This window comes from Ottowia beijingensis (assembly GCF_042680925.1).
GTDB classification, from domain to species: Bacteria; Pseudomonadota; Gammaproteobacteria; order Burkholderiales; family Burkholderiaceae_C; genus Ottowia; species Ottowia beijingensis.
Genome location: NZ_JBHUEP010000008.1, coordinates 147,530 through 165,002 on the forward strand (window position 1 = coordinate 147,530; position 17,473 = coordinate 165,002).

Sequence of the window (17,473 nt, forward strand, 5' to 3'; positions counted from 1 at the left end):
TGTAATCCAGGGGCGGCGGTGCCGGCCGCCTAAAATCCGCCGATGCAATCCGTGAAGAACGAACTGCTCGCCGCGCTGGCGGCCGAGCTGGACCAACTCTCGCCCGGCGCAGGCGAGAAGGCCGCCTTCGAATCGCCCAAGCAGGCCGCGCACGGCGACCTGGCCTGCACCGCCGCCATGCAGCTGGCCAAGCCGCTCAAGAGCAACCCGCGCGCGTTGGGTGAGCAGCTGAAGGCCGCGCTGGAGGCCACGCCGGCATTCCAGCGCTGGGCCGACGCCATCGAGTTGGCCGGACCGGGCTTTCTGAACATCCGCCTCAAGCCCGCTGCCAAGCAGCAGGTGGTGCGTGATGTGCTCTCTGAAAAAGCGCGCTATGGGCAGCAGCCGCCACGCAACGAGCGTGTGCTGGTCGAGTTCGTCAGCGCCAACCCGACCGGCCCGCTGCACGTCGGCCACGGCCGCCAGGCGGCGCTGGGCGATGCCATCTGCAACCTGTTCGCCACCCAGGGCTGGCAGGTGCACCGCGAGTTTTATTACAACGACGCGGGCGTACAGATCGAAACGCTCACCACCTCGGTGCAACTGCGCGCCCAGGGCCTGAAGCCGGGCGACGCGGGCTGGCCCGAAGCCGCCTACAACGGCGACTACATCCAGGACATCGCGAACGACTTCCTGGCAAAGAAGACGGTGCAGGCCGACGACCGCAGCTTCACCGCCAGCGGCGACGTGAATGACCTCGATGGCATCCGCCAGTTCGCCGTTGCCTACCTGCGCCACGAGCAGGACAAGGACCTGCAGGCCTTCCGTCTGAAATTCGACGAGTACTACCTCGAGTCGAGTCTCTACACCTCGGGCCGTGTCGAGGCCACGGTGCAGAAGCTCATCGACGCCGGCAAGACCTACGAGCAGGACGGCGCGCTGTGGCTGCGCACCACCGACTACGGCGACGACAAGGACCGCGTGATGCGCAAGTCCGAGGGCGGCTACACCTACTTCGTGCCCGACGTGGCCTACCACATCACCAAGTGGGAGCGTGGCTACCCCAAGGTCGTCAACATCCAGGGCACCGACCACCACGGCACCATCGCCCGCGTGCGCGCCGGTCTGCAGGCGGCGGGCGTGGGCATCCCGGCCGGCTATCCCGACTACGTGCTGCACACCATGGTGCGCGTGATGAAGGGTGGCGAGGAGGTCAAGATCAGTAAGCGCGCCGGCAGCTACGTCACGCTGCGCGATTTGATCGAGTGGACCAGCGCCGATGCCGTGCGCTTCTTCCTGCTCAGCCGCAAGCCCGACACCGAATACACCTTCGACGTCGACCTGGCGGTGCAGAAGAACAACGACAACCCCGTGTACTACGTGCAGTACGCCCATGCGCGCATCTGCTCGGTGCTGGAGGCCTGGGGCGGCGACGCGGCCACGCTGGCCGATGCCGATCTGGCGCCACTCGATACGCCCGCCGCGCAGGCCCTGATGCTGCAACTGGCCAAGTACCCCGACATGCTCACCGCCGCCGCGCAGGACTTCGCGCCGCACGACGTCACCTTCTACCTGCGCGAGCTGGCCGCCAGCTACCACAGCTACTACGACGCCGAGCGCATCCTGGTGGACGACGAAACGGTGAAAAAAGCCCGCCTCGCCCTGGTCGCCGCCACGGCGCAGGTATTGCACAATGGCCTGTTGGTGCTGGGCGTGTCGGCCCCCACCCGGATGTAACGCGTTATCCCACCATGATTTTTCACTTCAACGATCGGGCCGTGCCAAGGCGCGCCGCGGGCCATCAGGGCGGCGGCACCTTCCTCGGCATCATTCTGGGCATCGTCTTCGGCCTGGCGGCGGCGCTGGGCGTGGCCATCTACGTGGCCAAGGTGCCGGTGCCCTTCGTCAACAAGAACACCTCGCGCACCAGCGGCCAGGACGCCGCCGAGGCCGAACGCAACCGCAACTGGGACCCCAACGCCACGCTGCGCAACCGCAATGGCGCGCGGCCCAGCGCGCCCAACGGTGGCGTGGCCAGCGGCACCGTGGCCCCGGCGCCCGAGCCGGCGCCCATTCCCGCGCCGGCCGAAGTGGCGCGCCCCGCGCCGCGGAGTGCGCCCACGCCGGCCGAGGTGAAGCCCGCCGAACCCCGCACCGCCGAGGCCAAACCGCCCGCGCGCGCGGCGGAAAAGCCGCCGGCCGAACCCACGCCGCCCGCCGTGGCCGAGCGCAAGCCCGCACCCGCCCCGGTGCCGCCGCGCGCCCAATCCAACGACCCGCTGGGCGATCTCGCCGCGGCACGCGCCGGCACCACGCCGCCTGCCGCCACGGTCGATCCGTTCACCTACTTCGTGCAGGCCGGTGCCTTCCGCACGCCCGACGATGCCGAGGCGCAGCGCGCCCGCCTGTCGCTGATGGGCGTGGAAGCCCGCGTGACCGAGCGCGAGCAGGCCGGTCGCACCGTGTACCGCGTGCGGGTGGGCCCGTTCCAGAACAAGGACGCCGCCGACCGCGTGAAAGACCGCCTGGACGGCAATGGTTTCGACTCCGCGCTGGTGCGCGTGCAGCGGTAAAGTTTCACAAAGCTGGTCGAGTCGCGAAGCTGCTGAGGAACTTCGCGCCGGCGGGCCGGCTCCATCAGCCGCATTCCCGAATTTGGAGAACAACACATGAATCGTCGCGAATTTGCCTTCGGTGCTTCGGCCCTGGCACTGCCGGGCCTGCTGGCTCTGCCCGCCCATGCCCAGTCGGGCGTCGGCTACACCACGCTGAAGGACCGTGCCCCCGTCGAGGCGCCCGCAGGCAAGGTCGAGGTGGTCGAATTTTTTTCGTATGGCTGCTCGCACTGCAAGAACTTCGAGCCCATCTTCACGGCCTGGAAGAAAGCCGCGCCGGCCGATGTGGTGGTGCGCCGCGAGCACGTGGGCTTCCAGAGCAGCTTCGAGCCGCTGCAGCGCATCTATTACGCGCTGGAGTCCATGGGCGAGGTCGACAAGGTGCACGCCAAGGTGTTCGAGGCGCTGCAGACGCAGCGCAAGCGCATCGACAAGCCGGAGGTGCTGTTCCCCTGGATCGCCGAGCAGGGCCTGGATCGCGCCAAGTTCGAGGCGGCCTACAAGTCCTTTGGCGTGGCCACCAAGGTGCGCCGCGCGGTGCAGTTGCAGGACGCGTACAAGGTCGAGGGTACGCCCGCGCTGGGCGTGGCCGGCCGCTACTACACCGACGGCTCGATGGCCGGCGGCTTCGAGCGCATGATCCAGCTCGCCAACAACCTGATCGCCCAGGAGCGCAAGCGCGGCTGATGCAGCGGTTGCCACAAGGCGTCTCCAAGCCCGCTTCGGCGGGCTTTTTCACGCCTGTGCACCCGCGCGCGCCGTGGCCCGCGCGTACAATGAAACGAGCCATAAAGCAAAAAACGTGCCTTCCATGAAGCCTTCCGTTTTCACCCGTACCGGCGCGGCCGCCGCCCTGTGCATCCTGTTGACGGCGCCCGCGTGGGCCGAACGCGCCGACCGCGACAAGCCGATGAACATCGAGGCCGATGCGCTGCGCTATGAGGATCAGAAGCAGCTGTCCACCTTCAGCGGCAACGTGGTGGTGACCAAGGGCAGCATCGTCATGCGCGGCGCGCGCCTGGAGGTGCGGCAGGACGCTGCAGGCAACCAGTCGGGCACCATGTTCGCCGAGTCGGGCAAGCGCGCGTTCTTCCGCCAGAAGCGCGAGGGCGTTGACGAATACATCGAGGGCGAGGGCGAAACCATCGAATACAACGGCAAGGCCGACACCGTGCGCTTCGTGCGCCGTGCCGAGATGCGGCGCCTGGCCGGCGCCACCGTGATGGACGCGGTCATGGGCAGCCTGATCGTCTACAACAACACCACCGAGGTCTACACCGTCGACGGCACGGCGCGCGCCGACGGCACGCCATCGGCCGCGCCGGGTGGGCGCGTGCGCGCCACGCTGGCGCCGCGCAGCCATGGTGGTGCGGCCCCTGCGCCCGCACCGGTGCCGCTGCGGCCGTCGACCACGCTGCCGCCAGGGGCCGGCCAGTGAGCGCAGTGGCCATCGACGACCTGGCCTCCAGCTTCAGTGCCACCGCGCCGGGCGCGCTGGCGGCCGCCCCGGGTCAGAGCCGCCTGGAGGTGCGCGGGCTGCGCAAGAACTACGGCGCGCGCCGCGTGGTACACGATGTGTCGCTCGACGTGGTGAACGGCGAGGTGGTGGGCCTGCTGGGCCCCAATGGCGCTGGCAAGACCACGTCCTTCTACATGATCGTCGGCCTGGTGCGGGCCGACGCCGGCACCATCGCCATCGATGGGCAGCCGATCCACGACATGCCGATCCACCAGCGCTCGCGCCTGGGCCTGTCGTACCTGCCGCAGGAGGCGTCGATCTTCCGCAAGCTCACGGTGGCCGAGAACGTGCGCGCCGTGCTGGAGCTGCAGGTTGGTCCCGATGGCCGTGCCCTGCCGCGCGCCGAGATCGAACGCCGCCTGACCGAGCTGCTGGAGCAGTTGCACGTGAACCAGCTGCGCGACTCGCCCGCGCCTGCGCTGTCGGGCGGTGAGCGGCGCCGTGTCGAGATCGCCCGCGCTCTGGCCACGCAGCCCCGCTTCATCCTGCTGGACGAACCCTTTGCGGGTATCGATCCGATCGCCGTGATCGAGATCCAGCGCATCATCGCCTTCCTCAAGAGCCGGGGCATCGGCGTGCTGATCACCGACCACAACGTGCGCGAAACGCTGGGCATCTGTGACCACGCCGTCATCATCAGCGAGGGGCGCGTGCTGGCCACAGGCACGCCGGCCGACATCGTGGCCAATCCCGAGGTGCGACGCGTCTACCTGGGCGAGCACTTCCGCCTGTGACCGCGGAGGCTGGGCAGTAGGCAGTGAAACCCGGGCTTTCCCTTCGCGTCTCGCAGCATCTGGCGCTCACGCCGCAGCTGCAGCAATCAATCCGCCTGCTGCAGCTGTCGACGCTGGAGCTGGCCAGCGAGGTCGAGCAGATGCTCGACGACAACCCTTTCCTGGAGCGCGATGACGAGGCCGCGCCGCGCGAGGAGTTCGGCCTGACCCGGGCCGATGCGCGCGTCAGCGAGGGCGATCGGATCCAGGAAGTCGCTTCTGAATCGATAGCTGCTGGCGCAGATGGGTCAGGCGCAGAAGCCGAATTTGGCACTGAATCCCCGCTGCCGGACAGCTGGGACGGCGATGGCAGTGTCGAAGTGTCGCCCGACGACGGCGAATGGGGCGGTGATGCCCCGGCGCGCGCCAACAACCTCGACGGCGACGACGAGCTGGACCCGGGCGAGCGCGCCCGCCCGCAAGAGTCCCTGGCCGAGCACCTGCACCGCCAGGCGCTGGCGCTGCGCCTGTCGCCCGAGGACACGGCGGCACTGCGCTTTCTGATTGAATCGCTCAACGACGATGGTTACCTGGAAGATTCGCTCGCCCAGCTGGCCGCCACGCTGACCGACGAAGGGGACGACCTGGAGCATCTGGAAGAACTGGTGCACCGCTTCACCCTGGGGCTGAAGCTGCTGCAGTCGCTGGAGCCGGCCGGCGTGGGTGCGCGCAACCTGGCCGAGTGCCTGACGCTGCAGCTCAAGAGTCGCCAGGCCGAGCGCGACGTGGACGCGGTCGAGCAGGCGTGCATCGCCGCCGCGCTGCGCATCTGCGCCCAGCATGGCGCCGTCGATCTGCTGGCGCGGCGCGATGCCAAGCGCCTGGCCCAGCTCACGGGCGACGGTGAAGACGCTGTGCGTGCCGCCATGCAGTTGATCGGCCGGCTCGACCCCAAGCCGGGCCGCCAGTTCGCCGACGTCGAACGCAACACCGTGGTGCCCGACGTCATCGTCAGCAGCGTGGGCAGCGGTGCGGCGCAGCGCTTTCGCGTGCAGCTCAACCCCGACGTGATGCCTAAGCTGCGCGTGCACGACATCTACGCCAACGCACTGCGCGGCGGCAAGGGCGGCGAGAACCACCAGGCGCTGGCCCAGCGCCTGCAGGAGGCGCGCTGGTTCATCAAGAACATCCAGCAGCGCTTCGACACCATCCTGCGCGTCTCCACCGCCATCGTCGAGCGGCAGCGCAATTTCTTCATCCATGGCGAGCTGGCCATGCGCCCCATGGTGCAGCGCGAGCTGGCTGATGAACTGGGCGTGCACGAGTCCACCATCAGCCGCGTGACCACCGCCAAGTACATGGCCACGCCGCGTGGCACCTTCGAGTTGAAGTATTTCTTCGGCTCGGCCCTGGGCACCGAGGCCGGTGGCAACGCCAGCAGCACCGCGGTGCGCGCGCTCATCAAGCAGTTCATCGCCGCCGAGGACACGGCCAAACCACTGTCCGACAACCAGATCGCCGACATGCTGAAAGAACAGGGCATCGACTGCGCGCGCCGCACCGTCGCCAAGTACCGCGAGGGCCTGCGCATTCCCATCGCCAGCCTGCGCAAGGCCACGGCGGGTGCCGCATGAAGACGCTCACCCTGTTCCTGCCCTGTGCCGGCGGCGTCGAGGACTTCCTGGCCGACGAAGTGCACGGCCTGACCGGTCTGGTGGGCGAAGACCTGCTCACCGTGCGTGGTGGGGTGCGTGTGCGTGGCGACTGGGCGCTGGCCCTGCGCCTGAACCTGCACAGCCGGCTGGCGCAGCGCGTTCTGGTCGAGCTGGCGCACGCGCCGTATGCCGACGAGCACGACCTGTACCACCTGGCTGCCGGCGTGGCGTGGGAGGAGTGGTTTACACCGCGCCAGAGCTTTCGCGTCGACATCACCGCGCAGGGCAGTCCGCTGCGCAGCCTGAACTTCGCCACGCTGCGCGTGAAGGACGCCGTGGCCGACCGTTTTCGCGAGCGCGCGGGCGGCGTGCGCCCGAGCATCGACACGCAGCGCCCCGATGCGCGCGTGACTGCACACCTCAGCGCCAGCCACGCCACGCTGTACATCGACACCAGCGGCGAGCCGCTGTTCAAGCGCGGCTGGCGGCAGGACAAGGGCGACGCGCCGCTGAAGGAAACGCTGGCCGCCGCCATGCTGGCCGCCAGCGGCTGGTGGCAGCCCGCTATGCGGCAGGTGTTGCCGGTGCCACTGTACGACCCCTGCTGCGGCAGCGGCACCATCGTCATCGAGGCGGCGCAACTGGCGCTGGGCCTGCCGCCAGGCGGGCAGCGGCGCTTTGCTTTCGAGCGGCTCAAGCCCTTCGATGCACAACAATGGAATGCTATCAAGAAAGAATCTGCTGGCGCAGTACCCGCGGGCGCTGAAGGCCAAAATGGCTTGAAACCCACGGTGCATGTCTTCGGCAGCGACGTGGCGCACCGCATGGTCGACTTCGCGCAGCGCAATGCCGAGCGCGCGGGCGTGGCCCATGCCGTGCAGTTGCGCGGCGGCGATGCCCTGCAACGCATGCCGCCCACCGAACAGCCCGGTGTGCTGCTGATGAACCCACCCTACGGCGAGCGCATTGCCGCCGCCGGTGTGGCGGGGCGCCGGGCGGGCGGGCGCGAAGCGTTCCAGAGTGGCACCCTGGCGCGCCAGCGCAGCGATGATGTCGCGCCCGCGCTGGAGGTCAACGCCGGTGATGAATTCTTTACCCGCCTGGCCGCGCACTGGAAGGGCCACTACGCCGGCTGGACGGCGTGGCTGCTCACGCCCGACCTCAAGCTGCCGGGCCGCCTGCGCCTGAAGGAATCGCGCCGCGTGCCGCTGTGGAACGGGCCGATCGAATGCCGGCTGTTCCGCTTCGACCTGACGGCACGGCAGGTGAATTTCAAGCCAAATCAGCCTTCAGGCCAGGAATGACAGGCGCGAATAGCTATCAATATGATAGTTATGAAATGCTTTCTGGTCGCACTCCGGCCATGTACGGCGAGATCGTCATCGACACCAACTGCGTGCTGGACCTGTGGGTGTTTCATGACCCGGCCGTCGACGCGCTGCGTGCTGCCCTGACGACCGGTCGGCTGCGCTGGATCGCCACGCCGCCCATGCGCGAAGAACTGGCCCGCGTGCTGGCCTACCCGCGCATCGCAACCCGACTGGGCCGGCCAGGTCCGACCCGCGATGCGGTGCTGGCGGCCTTCGACGAATGGGTGGTGCCGGTCGACGTGCCGGTGCCGGCTTCTGTGCGCTGCCGTGACCCGGACGACCAGGGCTTCATCGACCTGGCGGTGGCCCGCCGCGCGCTGCTGCTCAGCAAGGACGCCCGCGTCACGGGCCTGGCGCGTCGCCTGGCGCCACTGGGCGTGCACGTGCTGCGCCGGTGGCCGGTGGTGTCGCCGGCCAAGGCAGACAAGCCAGCGTGAAGCGAACGGAAAACGGCGCCTTTGAGGCGCCGCTTTTTTCTGACCATGGGGTGATCAGAGCGACTTTTTGATCGCTGCCCCGATTTCGCCCACGATGCCGCGGCGGAACAGCAGGACCACGACCACGAAGATGATGCCCTGCACGATGGTGACCCAGGCGCCCAGCTGCGCCAGGTAGTTCTGCATACCGACCATGATCGCAGCGCCGATCACCGGGCCGAAGATGGTGCCCAGGCCGCCCACCAGCGTCATCAGCACCACCTCCCCTGACATGCTCCAGTGCACGTCGGTCAGCGAGGCCAACTGGAACACCAGCGCCTTGGTACCACCTGCCAAGCCGGCGATGGCTGCCGACAGCACGAAGGCGCGGTGCTTGAATTTGGCGGTGTCGTAACCCAGCGAGGTGGTGCGCGGCTCGTTCTCGCGGATCGCCTTCAGCACCTGGCCGTAGGGCGAGTGGATGATGCGGTAGATCAGCAGGAACCCGCCCAGGAAGATGGCCAGCACGAAGAAATACATGGCCAACGGCTGCGACAAGTCGATCAGCCCCAGCAGGCGCCCGCGCGGCACGGCCTGGATGCCGTCCTCGCCACCGGTGAACGGAGCCTGCAGCGCGAAGAAGTACACCATCTGCGCCAGCGCCAGCGTGATCATCGTCAGGTAGATGCCCTCGCGGCGAATGGCCAGCTTGCCCGCTATCCAACCCAGCACGGTGGCAGCGGCCACGCCCAGCAGGATGGCCAGTTCAGGCGTCAGGCCCCACACCTTGGCAGCGTGGGCGGTAACGTAGCCTGCACTGCCAAAGAACATGGCGTGTCCGAAGGACAGCAGGCCCCCAAAACCCAGCAACAGGTTGAAGGCGCAGGCGAACAGCGCAAAGCACATCACCTTCATCATGAATACCGGGTACAGGCCCACGAAGGGCGCTGCGACCAGCACCGCGGCCATGATGAAGAACAGGATGCGGTGCAGGCGGGCGTTGTCGGCCGGAGCGGCGGCGCGTGCAGCGGCGGGGGAGGAAACGGTGGTAGCGGTGGCAGACATGTCGGTTCTTACTTCTGCGTGCCGAACAGACCGGCCGGACGGATGAGCAGCACGATCGTCATGATGATGAAGATGACGGTGGTCGAGGCTTCGGGGTAGAACACCTTAGTCAGGCCCTCGATCAGGCCCAGGCCGAAGCCGGTGACGATGGCACCCATGATGGAGCCCATGCCACCGATCACCACCACCGCAAACACGACGATGATCAGATCAGCGCCCATCTGGGGGCTGACCTGGTAGATCGGGGCGGCCATCACACCGGCCAGTGCCGCTAGCGCCACGCCGAAGCCGTAGGTCAGCGTGATCATGCGCGGCACGTTGATGCCGAACGACTGCACGATCTGGGGATTCTCGGTGGCAGCACGCAGGTAGCCGCCCAGTTTGGTGCGCTCAATGATGTACCAGGTGGCCAAGCACACCACCAGCGAGGCCACGATGACCCAGGCACGATAATTGGGCAGGAACATGAAGCCCAGGTTCTGACCGCCCTGCAACTGCGAGGGCATGGAATAAGGCAGGCCGGTGGAGCCGTATTCGTTGCGGAAGATGCCCTGGATGATGAGCGCCAGGCCGAAGGTCAGCAGCAGGCCATACAGGTGATCGAGCTTGTATAGGCGCGACAGCATGGTGCGCTCGACGAGCACGCCGGTGGCGCCCACCAGGATCGGCACCAGCAGCAGCGACCACCAGTAGCCGAGGCCCAGTTTGTTGAGCAGCAGGTAGGCGCCGAAGGCACCCAGCATGTACTGGGCGCCGTGGGCGAAGTTGATGATGTTGAGCAGGCCGAAGATCACCGCCAGCCCGAGCGACAGCAGGGCGTAGAACGAGCCATTGATCAGGCCAATGAGCAACTGGCCCATCATGGCCTGGATCGGGATGCCGAAGAGTTCCATAGATCGTTCGCCGCCGTGCGGTCGCTTGGGTTCAGGCTGTGATTACTTCTTGGCGACCAGCGGGCAGGCGCCTTCGCCGATCGGGCGGAACGCCTTGTCGGCGGCGATGGTCTGCTGCAACTTGTAGTAGTCGTAGGGGCCCTTCGACTCGGACGGCTTCTTGACCTCGAACAGGTACACCGGGTGGATCTTGCGGCCGTCGGCGCGGATGCTGCCCTTGCCGAACAGCGGATCGTCGGTTGGCAGTTCCTTCATCTTGTCCACCACCTTGGTGCCGTCGTCGGTCTTGGCGGCATCGACGGCCTTCAGGTAGTGCAGCACGCCGGCGTACACGCCAGCGTGGTCGGACGACGGGTACTTGCCGCCGTTGGCCGCCACGAAACGCTTGGTCCAAGCGCGGCTGGCGTCGTTCAGGTCCCAGTACCAGGACTCGGTCACGTTCAGGCCTTGCGCCGTGGCCAGGCCCAGGCCGTGCACGTCGGGCAGGAACACCAACAGGCCGGCCAGCTTCTGGCCGCCCTTGACGATGCCGAACTCGGCTGCCTGCTTGATCGAGTTGATGGTGTCGCCGCCGGCGTTGGCCAAGCCGATGATCTTGGCCTTGGACGATTGCGCCTGCAGCAGGAAGGACGAGAAGTCCTGCGTGGCCAGCGGCACCTTCACGCTGCCCAGCACCTTGCCGCCGGACGCCTTGACGACCTCGGAGGTGTCACGCTCCAGCGCGTGGCCGAAGGCGTAGTCGGCGGTCAGGAAGTACCAGGTGTCGCCACCGTTCTTCACCACCGCGCTGCCGGTGCCGTGCGCCAGCATCCAGGTGTCGTACAGCCAGTGCACGGTGTTGGGCGAGCAGTCCTTGCCGGTCAGGTCGGACGTGGCGGAGCCGGTGTTGATATAGGCCTTGCCCTTCTCCTTGGTGACCTGGTTGATGGCCAGGCCGACCGACGAGGTGGGCACGTCGATGATCATGTCGACGCCGTCGGAGTCGTACCACTTGCGGGCGATGCTGGAGCCGACGTCGGGCTTGTTCTGGTGGTCGGCGGAAACCACCTCGACCTTCAGGTTGGACTTGGTGGCCTTGATGTAGTCCTCCACGGCCATCTTGGCAGCCAGCACGGAGCCGGGGCCGCCGATGTCGGCATACACGCCCGACATGTCGTTCAGGACGCCGATCTTGACGAGGTTGCCCGAAATCTGGGCTTGCGCTAGGCCGGCGCTAGCCAGGCCGATACCGGCGATCAGGGCGCTGAGCAGTTTGCGTTTCATCGATACATCTCCTTAATGGATGGACTGCCAAAGAAAAAAGGACAGGGGAAAAAGGGACAGGGAAAAACAATCAGGGACTCAGACCCCGAGGTACTCTTGCAACATTTCCATGTTGTCCTGCAACTCGGTGGCGGTGAACTCGCGCACGATCAGGCCGCGCTCCATGATGTAGAAGCGGTCGGCCAGCGGCGCGGCGAAGCGGAAGTTCTGCTCCACCATCAGCACGGTGAAGCCGCGCTGGCGCAGTTCCTTGATCATGCGGGCCAGCGCCTGCACGATCACGGGTGCCAGGCCTTCGGAGATTTCATCCAGCAGCAGGGTCTTGGCGCCCGTGCGCAGGATGCGGCCCACGGCCAGCATCTGCTGCTCGCCGCCCGAGAGGCGCCCGCCGGGGCTGTTCTTGCGCGCCTTCAGGTTGGGGAACATCTCGTAGATCTCGTCCACGCTCATGCCGCCCTCGGCCACCTTGGGCGGCAGCATGAGGTTTTCCTGGCAGGAGAGCGAGGCCATGATGGCGCGCTCTTCCGGGCAATAACCCAGGCCCAGCCGGGCGATCTGGTGCGGTGCCATCTTGATGGTCTCGACACCATTGACCTGGATCGAGCCGGTGCGCTTGCCTGTCAGGCCCATGATGGCGCGCAGCGTGGTGGTGCGGCCGGCGCCGTTGCGGCCCAGCAGCGAGACCACCTCACCGGGCATCACCTCGATGTTGATGCCGTGCAGGATGTGCGATTCGCCGTACCAGGTGTGCAGATCCTGGATGCGGATGGCGGGGGTGGTGTTGCTCATCTCAGTGTGCCCCCTGCAAGACTTCGTCGGCGCTGCCCATGTAGGCTTCCAGCACCTGCGGGTCCTTCGATACCTGCTCGTATTGCCCCTCGGCAATCACCTGGCCGAACTGCAGCACGGTGATCATGTCGGCGATCTTGCCGACCACGCCCATGTTGTGCTCGACCATCAGCACGGTGCGGTTGGCCGCCACCTTCTTGATGAGTTGGGTGACCATGTCCACGTCCTCGGAGCCCATGCCCTGCGTCGGTTCGTCCAGCAGCATCAGCTTCGGCTCCATGGCCAGGGTGGTGGCGATCTCCAGCGCGCGCTTGCGGCCGTAAGGCAGCTCCATCGCCTTGTGCTGCGCGAAGTCGGCCAGGCCGACGAAGCCCAGCAACTCCATGCAGCGGTCGTTGAGGCGATCGAGCGTGCGCTCCGAACTCCAGAAGTTGAACGCCGTGCCCAGCTGCTGCTGCAGCGCCACGCGCACGTTCTCCAGCACCGTCATGTTGGGGAAGGTGGAGGAAATCTGGAACGAGCGCACGACGCCGCGGCGTGCGATGTCGGCCGGCTTCTCACGCGTGATGTCATGCCCGTCGAACAGGATCTGGCCGCGGGTCGGGTCCAGGAACTTGGTCAGCAGGTTGAAGCAGGTGGTCTTGCCGGCGCCGTTGGGGCCGATCAGCGCATGGATCGTGCCGCGACGCACCTGGAGGTTGACGTCGTTGACGGCTACGAAGCCCTTGAACTCCTTGACGAGTCCACGCGTTTCCAAAATGTTGTCCGAACTCATGCGGCTCGCGGTGCCTTGAAGACTGTGAAAAAACGGGCGGATTATGCGTGACGCACTGCAGCATTCAGCTAGGGGTTTTTACCCGCCATGAACATGCGTGAACGCTTATTTAAAAAGGACTTGCACAGGCCTTCAAAACGCCTGCCGTGCAGGGTGTGTTGACGAGGAAAACCCGAATGCGCCGACAGCGCCCGCTGCAACACTGCAAGCCCTGTTCAACGTGCATCGGAGCCGCGCCATGCATCGGGCACTTCGGTGGCCGATGCCGGCGTGGCCGCATCGGGCGAGGCTTGCGTGGGCTCGATGGTGCTGCGCGCCGCCGGCCCGGGCGCCTGCGCCGGGCGCATCTGGCGTGCCACCTCGTAGGCCGAGGGCGGCGCGCCGGAGGGCCGCACGCCGCTGCGCACGCGCAAGTCGGGCGGCGCCTCGCCGGGCGCCGGCTCGCGCGGATCGAAGCTGTCGGCGCTGGCCAGCGGCCAGTACAGCCGGTACACGTTGGGCAGATGGCCCAGGTCGTTGAGGATGGCGCCGGGCGCCATCTGCGGCATCAGCGACGACAGCAGCCGCACCTCGGCATCGTCGATGCGGCGCACGATGTGGTGTGCGGTGATCTGGCTCGGGTGCGTCAGCCCGGCCGCCTGCAGCAACTCCTTCAGCGCGTGCATGGTGTTGGCATGGAACTGCGCCACGCGCGGCGCCTTGTCGGCCACCACCAGCGCGCGCTGGCGCGCCGGGTCTTGCGTGGTCACGCCGGTGGGGCAGCGGCCGGTGTGGCAGGTCTGCGCCTGGATGCAGCCCAGCGCCATCATGAAGCCGCGCCCGGCATTGGCCCAGTCGGCGCCCAGCGCGACCATGCGCGCGATGTTGAAGGCGTTGGTCACCTTGCCGGCGCAGCCCAGGCTGATGCGCTCGCGCAGGCCCACGCCGACCAGCGTGTTATGCACCAGGCGCAGGCCCTCCTGCAAGGGCGTGCCGACGTGGTCGGTGAACTCGACCGGCGCCGCGCCGGTGCCGCCCTCGGCGCCGTCGACGACGATGAAGTCCGGCGTGATGTCGGTGGCCAGCATGGCCTTGACGATGGCGAACCATTCCCACGGGTGGCCGATGCACAGCTTGAAGCCCGTGGGCTTGCCGCCCGACAGCTGGCGCAGTTGCGCGATGAACTGCATCAGCTCGATTGGCGTGGCAAAGGCGCTGTGCGCCGAGGGCGAGATGCAGTCCATGCCCACCGGCACGCCGCGCGCGGCGGCGATCTCGGGTGTGACCTTGGCCGCCGGCAGCATGCCGCCGTGGCCGGGCTTGGCGCCCTGGCTCAGCTTCAGCTCGATCATCCTGATCTGCGCGTCGCGCGCCTGCTCGGCAAAGCGCTCGGGGCTGAAGTGGCCGTCGGTGGTGCGGCAGCCGAAGTAGCCGGAGCCGATCTCCCAGATCAGATCGCCCCCGTGCACGCGGTGGTATTGCGAGATGGAACCCTCACCCGTGTCGTGCGCGAAGCCGCCGATCTTCGCGCCCTGGTTCAGCGCCAGGATGGCGTTGGCCGACAGCGCGCCGAAGCTCATGGCCGAGATGTTGAACACGCTGGCGCTGTAGGGCTGCGTGCACGGCGCCACGCCGGGCAGCGGCGCGCCGGGGCGGCCGCCGATCCAGAGGCGGAAGTCCTGCGATTCGATATGCGTGGTGTGCAGCGAGTGGTTGATCCATTCATAACCTTCGACACCCACGTCGAGTTGCGTGCCGAAGGGCCGGTTGTCCGGCTCGCCCTTGGCGCGCTGGTACACCACCGAGCGCTGCGCGCGCGAGAACGGCTGCGCCTCGGTGTCGCTCTCGATGAAATACTGGCGGATCTCGGGGCGGATGAACTCCAGCCCGAAGCGCAGCCAGCCCACGATGGGGTAGTTGCGCAGGATGGCATGGCGCGTCTGGTTCAGGTCGTGAATGCCCAGCGCCACCAGCGCGCCCGACAGCACGAACCACGGCAGGCCGCGGCCGAAGGCGATGAGGGCAAACAGGCTGAGCACGAACACCAGCACGCACAGCGCCAGCGTGCTGTAGCGCACGGTGTTGGTGAAGGTCAGGGGTGGGGGCATCGGCAGTGACTCCGCAAGGGCGGGCGCGGCGCCGGCAGGCCGCGCCGAACATCGGCAGGCCGCGCTGCACCGCCAGGGTGCGGCCGGCCAAGGGTGGGGCACAGCCTAACACCCGCGGGTTGCGGTGGGCGGTTGGCATCAAAAACACTTGATCATCAACAAGTCGCCAATGACGGGCGGACCGCATCCGCTGTGTGGGAGCGGGTTTGCCCGCGATCAAGCGTTGGTGGCGACGAGGCGCCTCATCGCGGGCAAGCCCGCTCCCACAACGTGGTCTGATACTGGTTGCCCATCACGCAAAAACAATAGCGGCCTGCGCCCTGTTTGAAATGATTTCAGGATGAAATGCCTTGAAATCAAGTTTCTGCGTGCGCAAGCAGCTATCTTTTTTGATGTGGCCGCCCCGCTGCGTCAGGGACTTCCCTCTGTGTCGGCGGCCCTGCAGCTTGCATACTGACGCGTTTTGCAACCGCACAGGAAGGGCCAACAACATGAACATCCGCACCCTCTCTCTGGCCGCGCTGGCCGTGTGCTGCGCGCTGCCGCTGCACGCCAAGACCTTCCGGTGGAGCAGCGCCAGCGACATCCCCACGCTCGACATCCATTCGCAGAACAACGCGCTGGGCAACGGCGTGCACGCCGCCATCTACGAATCGCTGGTGTACTACAACAGCAAGAGCTTCAAGATCGAGCCCATGCTGGCCACCGCCTGGAAGCAGGTCAGCCCCACGCACATGCAGTTCACGCTGCGCGAGGGCGTGAAGTTCAGCGACGGCAGCGCGCTGACGGCCGAGGACGTCAAGTTCTCCATCGAACGCGCCATGGCCAAGACCTCGAACTACCACGTCTTCACCCAGGGCATCGACCGCGTCGAGGCCGGCGCCGGCAGCATCGACATCCACACCAAGTCGCCCAACCCGGTGCTGCTGAACCAGCTGACCGAGCTGCGCATCATGAGCAAGGCCTGGGCCGAGAAGAACAACTCCACCCAGCCCAAGGACATCAAGACCAAGGAAGAAAGCTTTGCCCACCGCAACGCCATGGGCAGCGGCCCCTTCATGGTGAAGGAGTGGCAGCCCGACCAGCGCCTGGTGCTGGTCGACAACCCGAACTGGTGGGGCCACGCCGCCAAGGCCAAGCCGGGCAACGTCACCGAGATCGTCTACAGCCCCATCAAGTCCGAGGCCACGCGCATGGCGGCGCTGCTGTCGGGCCAGGTCGACCTGGTGCTCGACCCCACCCCGCAGGACCTGCAGCGCGTGCAGGCCAACAAGGCGCTGAAGGTGGTCACCGGGCCCGAGAACCGCACCATCTTCTTCGGCATGGACCAGCACCGCGACGAACTGCCCGGCTCCAACATCAAGGGCAAGAACCCGCTGAAGGACCAGCGCGTGCGCCAAGCGCTCTACCAGGCCATCGACATTGACGCCATCCACAAGGTGGTGATGCGCGGCCAGAGCCAGAACACCGGCACGCTGATCGCGCCGCAGGTGGCCGGCTGGACCAAGCGCGCCGACCAGCGCTACCCCTTCAACCTGGCCGCGGCGCAGAAACTGCTGGCCGATGCCGGCTACAAGGACGGCTTCGAGGTCGACTTCGCCTGCCCCAACAACCGCTACATCGCCGACGAGCGCATCTGCCAGGCCGTGGCCGCCATGTGGTCGAAGATCGGCGTCAGGGCCAAGCTGCGCACGCTGCCGCTGGTCACCTACTTCCCCATGATCCAGCGCTACGAGGCCAGCATCTACATGCTCGGCTGGGGCGTGCCCACCTTCGACGCGCTGTACAGCCTGCAGTCGCTGGTGCGCAGCGTGGGCGCCGGCGGCGACGGCAACTACAACGTCGGCCGCTACAGCAACCCGCAGATGGACGCGCTGATCGAGCGCATCAAGGTCGAGGTCGACCAGAAGCGCCGGCTGGAGCTGATCGAGCAGGCACTGATCCTGGAGCACCAGGACGTGTCGCACCTGCCGCTGCACAACCAGGTCATCCCCTGGGCGATGAAGAGCAACGTCGACGTGACGCACCGCGCCGACAACCGGCTGGATTGGCGGTTGATCACCGTGAAGTAAGCGCGCACAGCCCGTGCCGCCAAGGGCTGCCCGCGGGCAGCCCTTTTGCATGGGCGCGCGGGCCACGCGGAGGACGCCCCGCAAAAAGGGGGGGGGGCTTGAAAATTATTCAAGGCAAGAAAAAGGCCTTCAGCGCCCATAAGCCGGGCGCAAGAAGCTACTTTTTTTGACGGTTCAAACGGCGTCAAAACGCTATCGCCTGTGATTCCATTTCCAGTTCATACCGTTTCGGGTTCCAAACGTTAGCTCTTGACGGATGACG

The 17,473-nt window shown here is 66.9% G+C and carries 16 protein-coding genes; 9 read left to right on the forward strand and 7 right to left on the reverse strand.

Going from position 1 to position 17,473, the window contains the following annotated elements; translation table 11 throughout:
- Window positions 1–42 precede the first annotated feature (42 nt).
- The 8 genes from argS (at window position 43) to ACFSCU_RS13805 (ending at window position 8,288) form a co-directional block, all read left to right on the forward strand.
- A complete protein-coding gene (gene argS / locus ACFSCU_RS13770) occupies window positions 43–1,716 on the forward strand; it encodes an arginine--tRNA ligase (protein ID WP_377560964.1) in 1,674 nt (557 codons plus the stop codon).
- A gap of 41 nt (window positions 1,717–1,757) precedes the next feature.
- A complete protein-coding gene (locus ACFSCU_RS13775; RefSeq protein ID WP_308645805.1) occupies window positions 1,758–2,552 on the forward strand; it encodes an SPOR domain-containing protein in 795 nt (264 codons plus the stop codon).
- 96 nt (window positions 2,553–2,648) lie between these two features.
- Window positions 2,649–3,281: a thiol:disulfide interchange protein DsbA/DsbL gene (locus ACFSCU_RS13780; RefSeq protein WP_377560965.1), complete on the forward strand. Its 633-nt coding sequence runs from the start codon at window positions 2,649–2,651 to the stop codon at window positions 3,279–3,281.
- A 124-nt stretch (window positions 3,282–3,405) separates the two neighbouring features.
- A complete protein-coding gene (lptA, locus tag ACFSCU_RS13785; protein WP_180550161.1) occupies window positions 3,406–4,032 on the forward strand; it encodes a lipopolysaccharide transport periplasmic protein LptA in 627 nt (208 codons plus the stop codon).
- Between the two features lie 20 nt (window positions 4,033–4,052).
- Window positions 4,053–4,847, forward strand: coding sequence for an LPS export ABC transporter ATP-binding protein (gene lptB, locus ACFSCU_RS13790; RefSeq protein WP_180551741.1), 795 nt, complete (start codon window positions 4,053–4,055; stop codon window positions 4,845–4,847).
- Between the two features lie 23 nt (window positions 4,848–4,870).
- Window positions 4,871–6,460 carry an RNA polymerase factor sigma-54 gene (rpoN, locus tag ACFSCU_RS13795; RefSeq protein ID WP_180550160.1) on the forward strand — a complete coding sequence of 530 codons (1,590 nt, stop codon included), beginning with the start codon at window positions 4,871–4,873 and terminating at the stop codon, window positions 6,458–6,460.
- Window positions 6,457–7,785 carry a THUMP domain-containing class I SAM-dependent RNA methyltransferase gene (locus ACFSCU_RS13800; protein WP_180550159.1) on the forward strand — a complete coding sequence of 443 codons (1,329 nt, stop codon included), beginning with the start codon at window positions 6,457–6,459 and terminating at the stop codon, window positions 7,783–7,785. The genes rpoN and ACFSCU_RS13800 overlap by 4 nt, the downstream gene beginning before the upstream one ends.
- Before the next feature lie 35 nt (window positions 7,786–7,820).
- Window positions 7,821–8,288, forward strand: coding sequence for a putative toxin-antitoxin system toxin component, PIN family (locus ACFSCU_RS13805; RefSeq protein WP_377560966.1), 468 nt, complete (start codon window positions 7,821–7,823; stop codon window positions 8,286–8,288).
- 54 nt (window positions 8,289–8,342) lie between these two features.
- On the opposite strand, the gene ACFSCU_RS13810 is transcribed toward ACFSCU_RS13805, so the two are convergent.
- From ACFSCU_RS13810 to ACFSCU_RS13840, 7 genes are all read right to left on the reverse strand, one after another.
- Entirely contained in the window at window positions 8,343–9,332 is a 990-nt protein-coding gene (locus tag ACFSCU_RS13810) for a branched-chain amino acid ABC transporter permease (protein WP_377560967.1), read from the reverse strand.
- An 8-nt stretch (window positions 9,333–9,340) separates the two neighbouring features.
- Window positions 9,341–10,225, reverse strand: a complete 885-nt coding sequence (locus tag ACFSCU_RS13815; RefSeq protein WP_180550156.1) for a branched-chain amino acid ABC transporter permease — start codon at window positions 10,223–10,225, stop codon at window positions 9,341–9,343.
- 42 nt (window positions 10,226–10,267) lie between these two features.
- Window positions 10,268–11,488, reverse strand: coding sequence for an ABC transporter substrate-binding protein (locus ACFSCU_RS13820; RefSeq protein WP_377560968.1), 1,221 nt, complete (start codon window positions 11,486–11,488; stop codon window positions 10,268–10,270).
- A 78-nt stretch (window positions 11,489–11,566) separates the two neighbouring features.
- Complete coding sequence (locus ACFSCU_RS13825; RefSeq protein WP_180550155.1) at window positions 11,567–12,277, reverse strand: ABC transporter ATP-binding protein; 711 nt, start codon at window positions 12,275–12,277, stop codon at window positions 11,567–11,569.
- Window position 12,278: 1 nt separating this feature from the next.
- The gene (locus tag ACFSCU_RS13830) at window positions 12,279–13,052 is read right to left on the reverse strand and encodes an ABC transporter ATP-binding protein (protein ID WP_180550154.1); all 774 of its coding nucleotides are present in this window, start codon (window positions 13,050–13,052) and stop codon (window positions 12,279–12,281) included.
- 215 nt (window positions 13,053–13,267) lie between these two features.
- On the reverse strand, window positions 13,268–15,139 hold the full coding sequence (locus tag ACFSCU_RS13835) for an FMN-binding glutamate synthase family protein (RefSeq protein WP_377560969.1): 1,872 nt from the start codon (window positions 15,137–15,139) through the stop codon (window positions 13,268–13,270).
- A gap of 292 nt (window positions 15,140–15,431) precedes the next feature.
- A complete protein-coding gene (locus ACFSCU_RS13840) occupies window positions 15,432–15,638 on the reverse strand; it encodes a hypothetical protein (protein ID WP_377560970.1) in 207 nt (68 codons plus the stop codon).
- On the opposite strand from ACFSCU_RS13840, the gene ACFSCU_RS13845 reads away from it, so the two are divergent.
- The gene (locus tag ACFSCU_RS13845) at window positions 15,631–17,211 is read left to right on the forward strand and encodes an ABC transporter substrate-binding protein (RefSeq protein WP_180550153.1); all 1,581 of its coding nucleotides are present in this window, start codon (window positions 15,631–15,633) and stop codon (window positions 17,209–17,211) included. The genes ACFSCU_RS13840 and ACFSCU_RS13845 overlap by 8 nt on opposite strands.
- Window positions 17,212–17,473 lie beyond the last annotated feature (262 nt).

What these genes read in the sequence shown, in the direction of transcription:
- ACFSCU_RS13810 (WP_377560967.1), bottom strand. Translation starts at nt 9,332, where the DNA reads ATGTCTGCCACCGCTACCACCGTTTCCTCCCCCGCCGCTGCACGCGCC.
- ACFSCU_RS13840 (WP_377560970.1), bottom strand. Translation starts at nt 15,638, where the DNA reads ATGTTCATGTTGTTGGCCCTTCCTGTGCGGTTGCAAAACGCGTCAGTA.
- lptA (WP_180550161.1), top strand. Translation starts at nt 3,406, where the DNA reads ATGAAGCCTTCCGTTTTCACCCGTACCGGCGCGGCCGCCGCCCTGTGC.
- ACFSCU_RS13820 (WP_377560968.1), bottom strand. Translation starts at nt 11,488, where the DNA reads ATGAAACGCAAACTGCTCAGCGCCCTGATCGCCGGTATCGGCCTGGCT.
- argS (WP_377560964.1), top strand. Translation starts at nt 43, where the DNA reads ATGCAATCCGTGAAGAACGAACTGCTCGCCGCGCTGGCGGCCGAGCTG.
- ACFSCU_RS13815 (WP_180550156.1), bottom strand. Translation starts at nt 10,225, where the DNA reads ATGGAACTCTTCGGCATCCCGATCCAGGCCATGATGGGCCAGTTGCTC.
- ACFSCU_RS13800 (WP_180550159.1), top strand. Translation starts at nt 6,457, where the DNA reads ATGAAGACGCTCACCCTGTTCCTGCCCTGTGCCGGCGGCGTCGAGGAC.
- ACFSCU_RS13805 (WP_377560966.1), top strand. Translation starts at nt 7,821, where the DNA reads ATGCTTTCTGGTCGCACTCCGGCCATGTACGGCGAGATCGTCATCGAC.
- ACFSCU_RS13845 (WP_180550153.1), top strand. Translation starts at nt 15,631, where the DNA reads ATGAACATCCGCACCCTCTCTCTGGCCGCGCTGGCCGTGTGCTGCGCG.
- ACFSCU_RS13830 (WP_180550154.1), bottom strand. Translation starts at nt 13,052, where the DNA reads ATGAGTTCGGACAACATTTTGGAAACGCGTGGACTCGTCAAGGAGTTC.
- ACFSCU_RS13780 (WP_377560965.1), top strand. Translation starts at nt 2,649, where the DNA reads ATGAATCGTCGCGAATTTGCCTTCGGTGCTTCGGCCCTGGCACTGCCG.
- ACFSCU_RS13825 (WP_180550155.1), bottom strand. Translation starts at nt 12,277, where the DNA reads ATGAGCAACACCACCCCCGCCATCCGCATCCAGGATCTGCACACCTGG.
- ACFSCU_RS13835 (WP_377560969.1), bottom strand. Translation starts at nt 15,139, where the DNA reads ATGCCCCCACCCCTGACCTTCACCAACACCGTGCGCTACAGCACGCTG.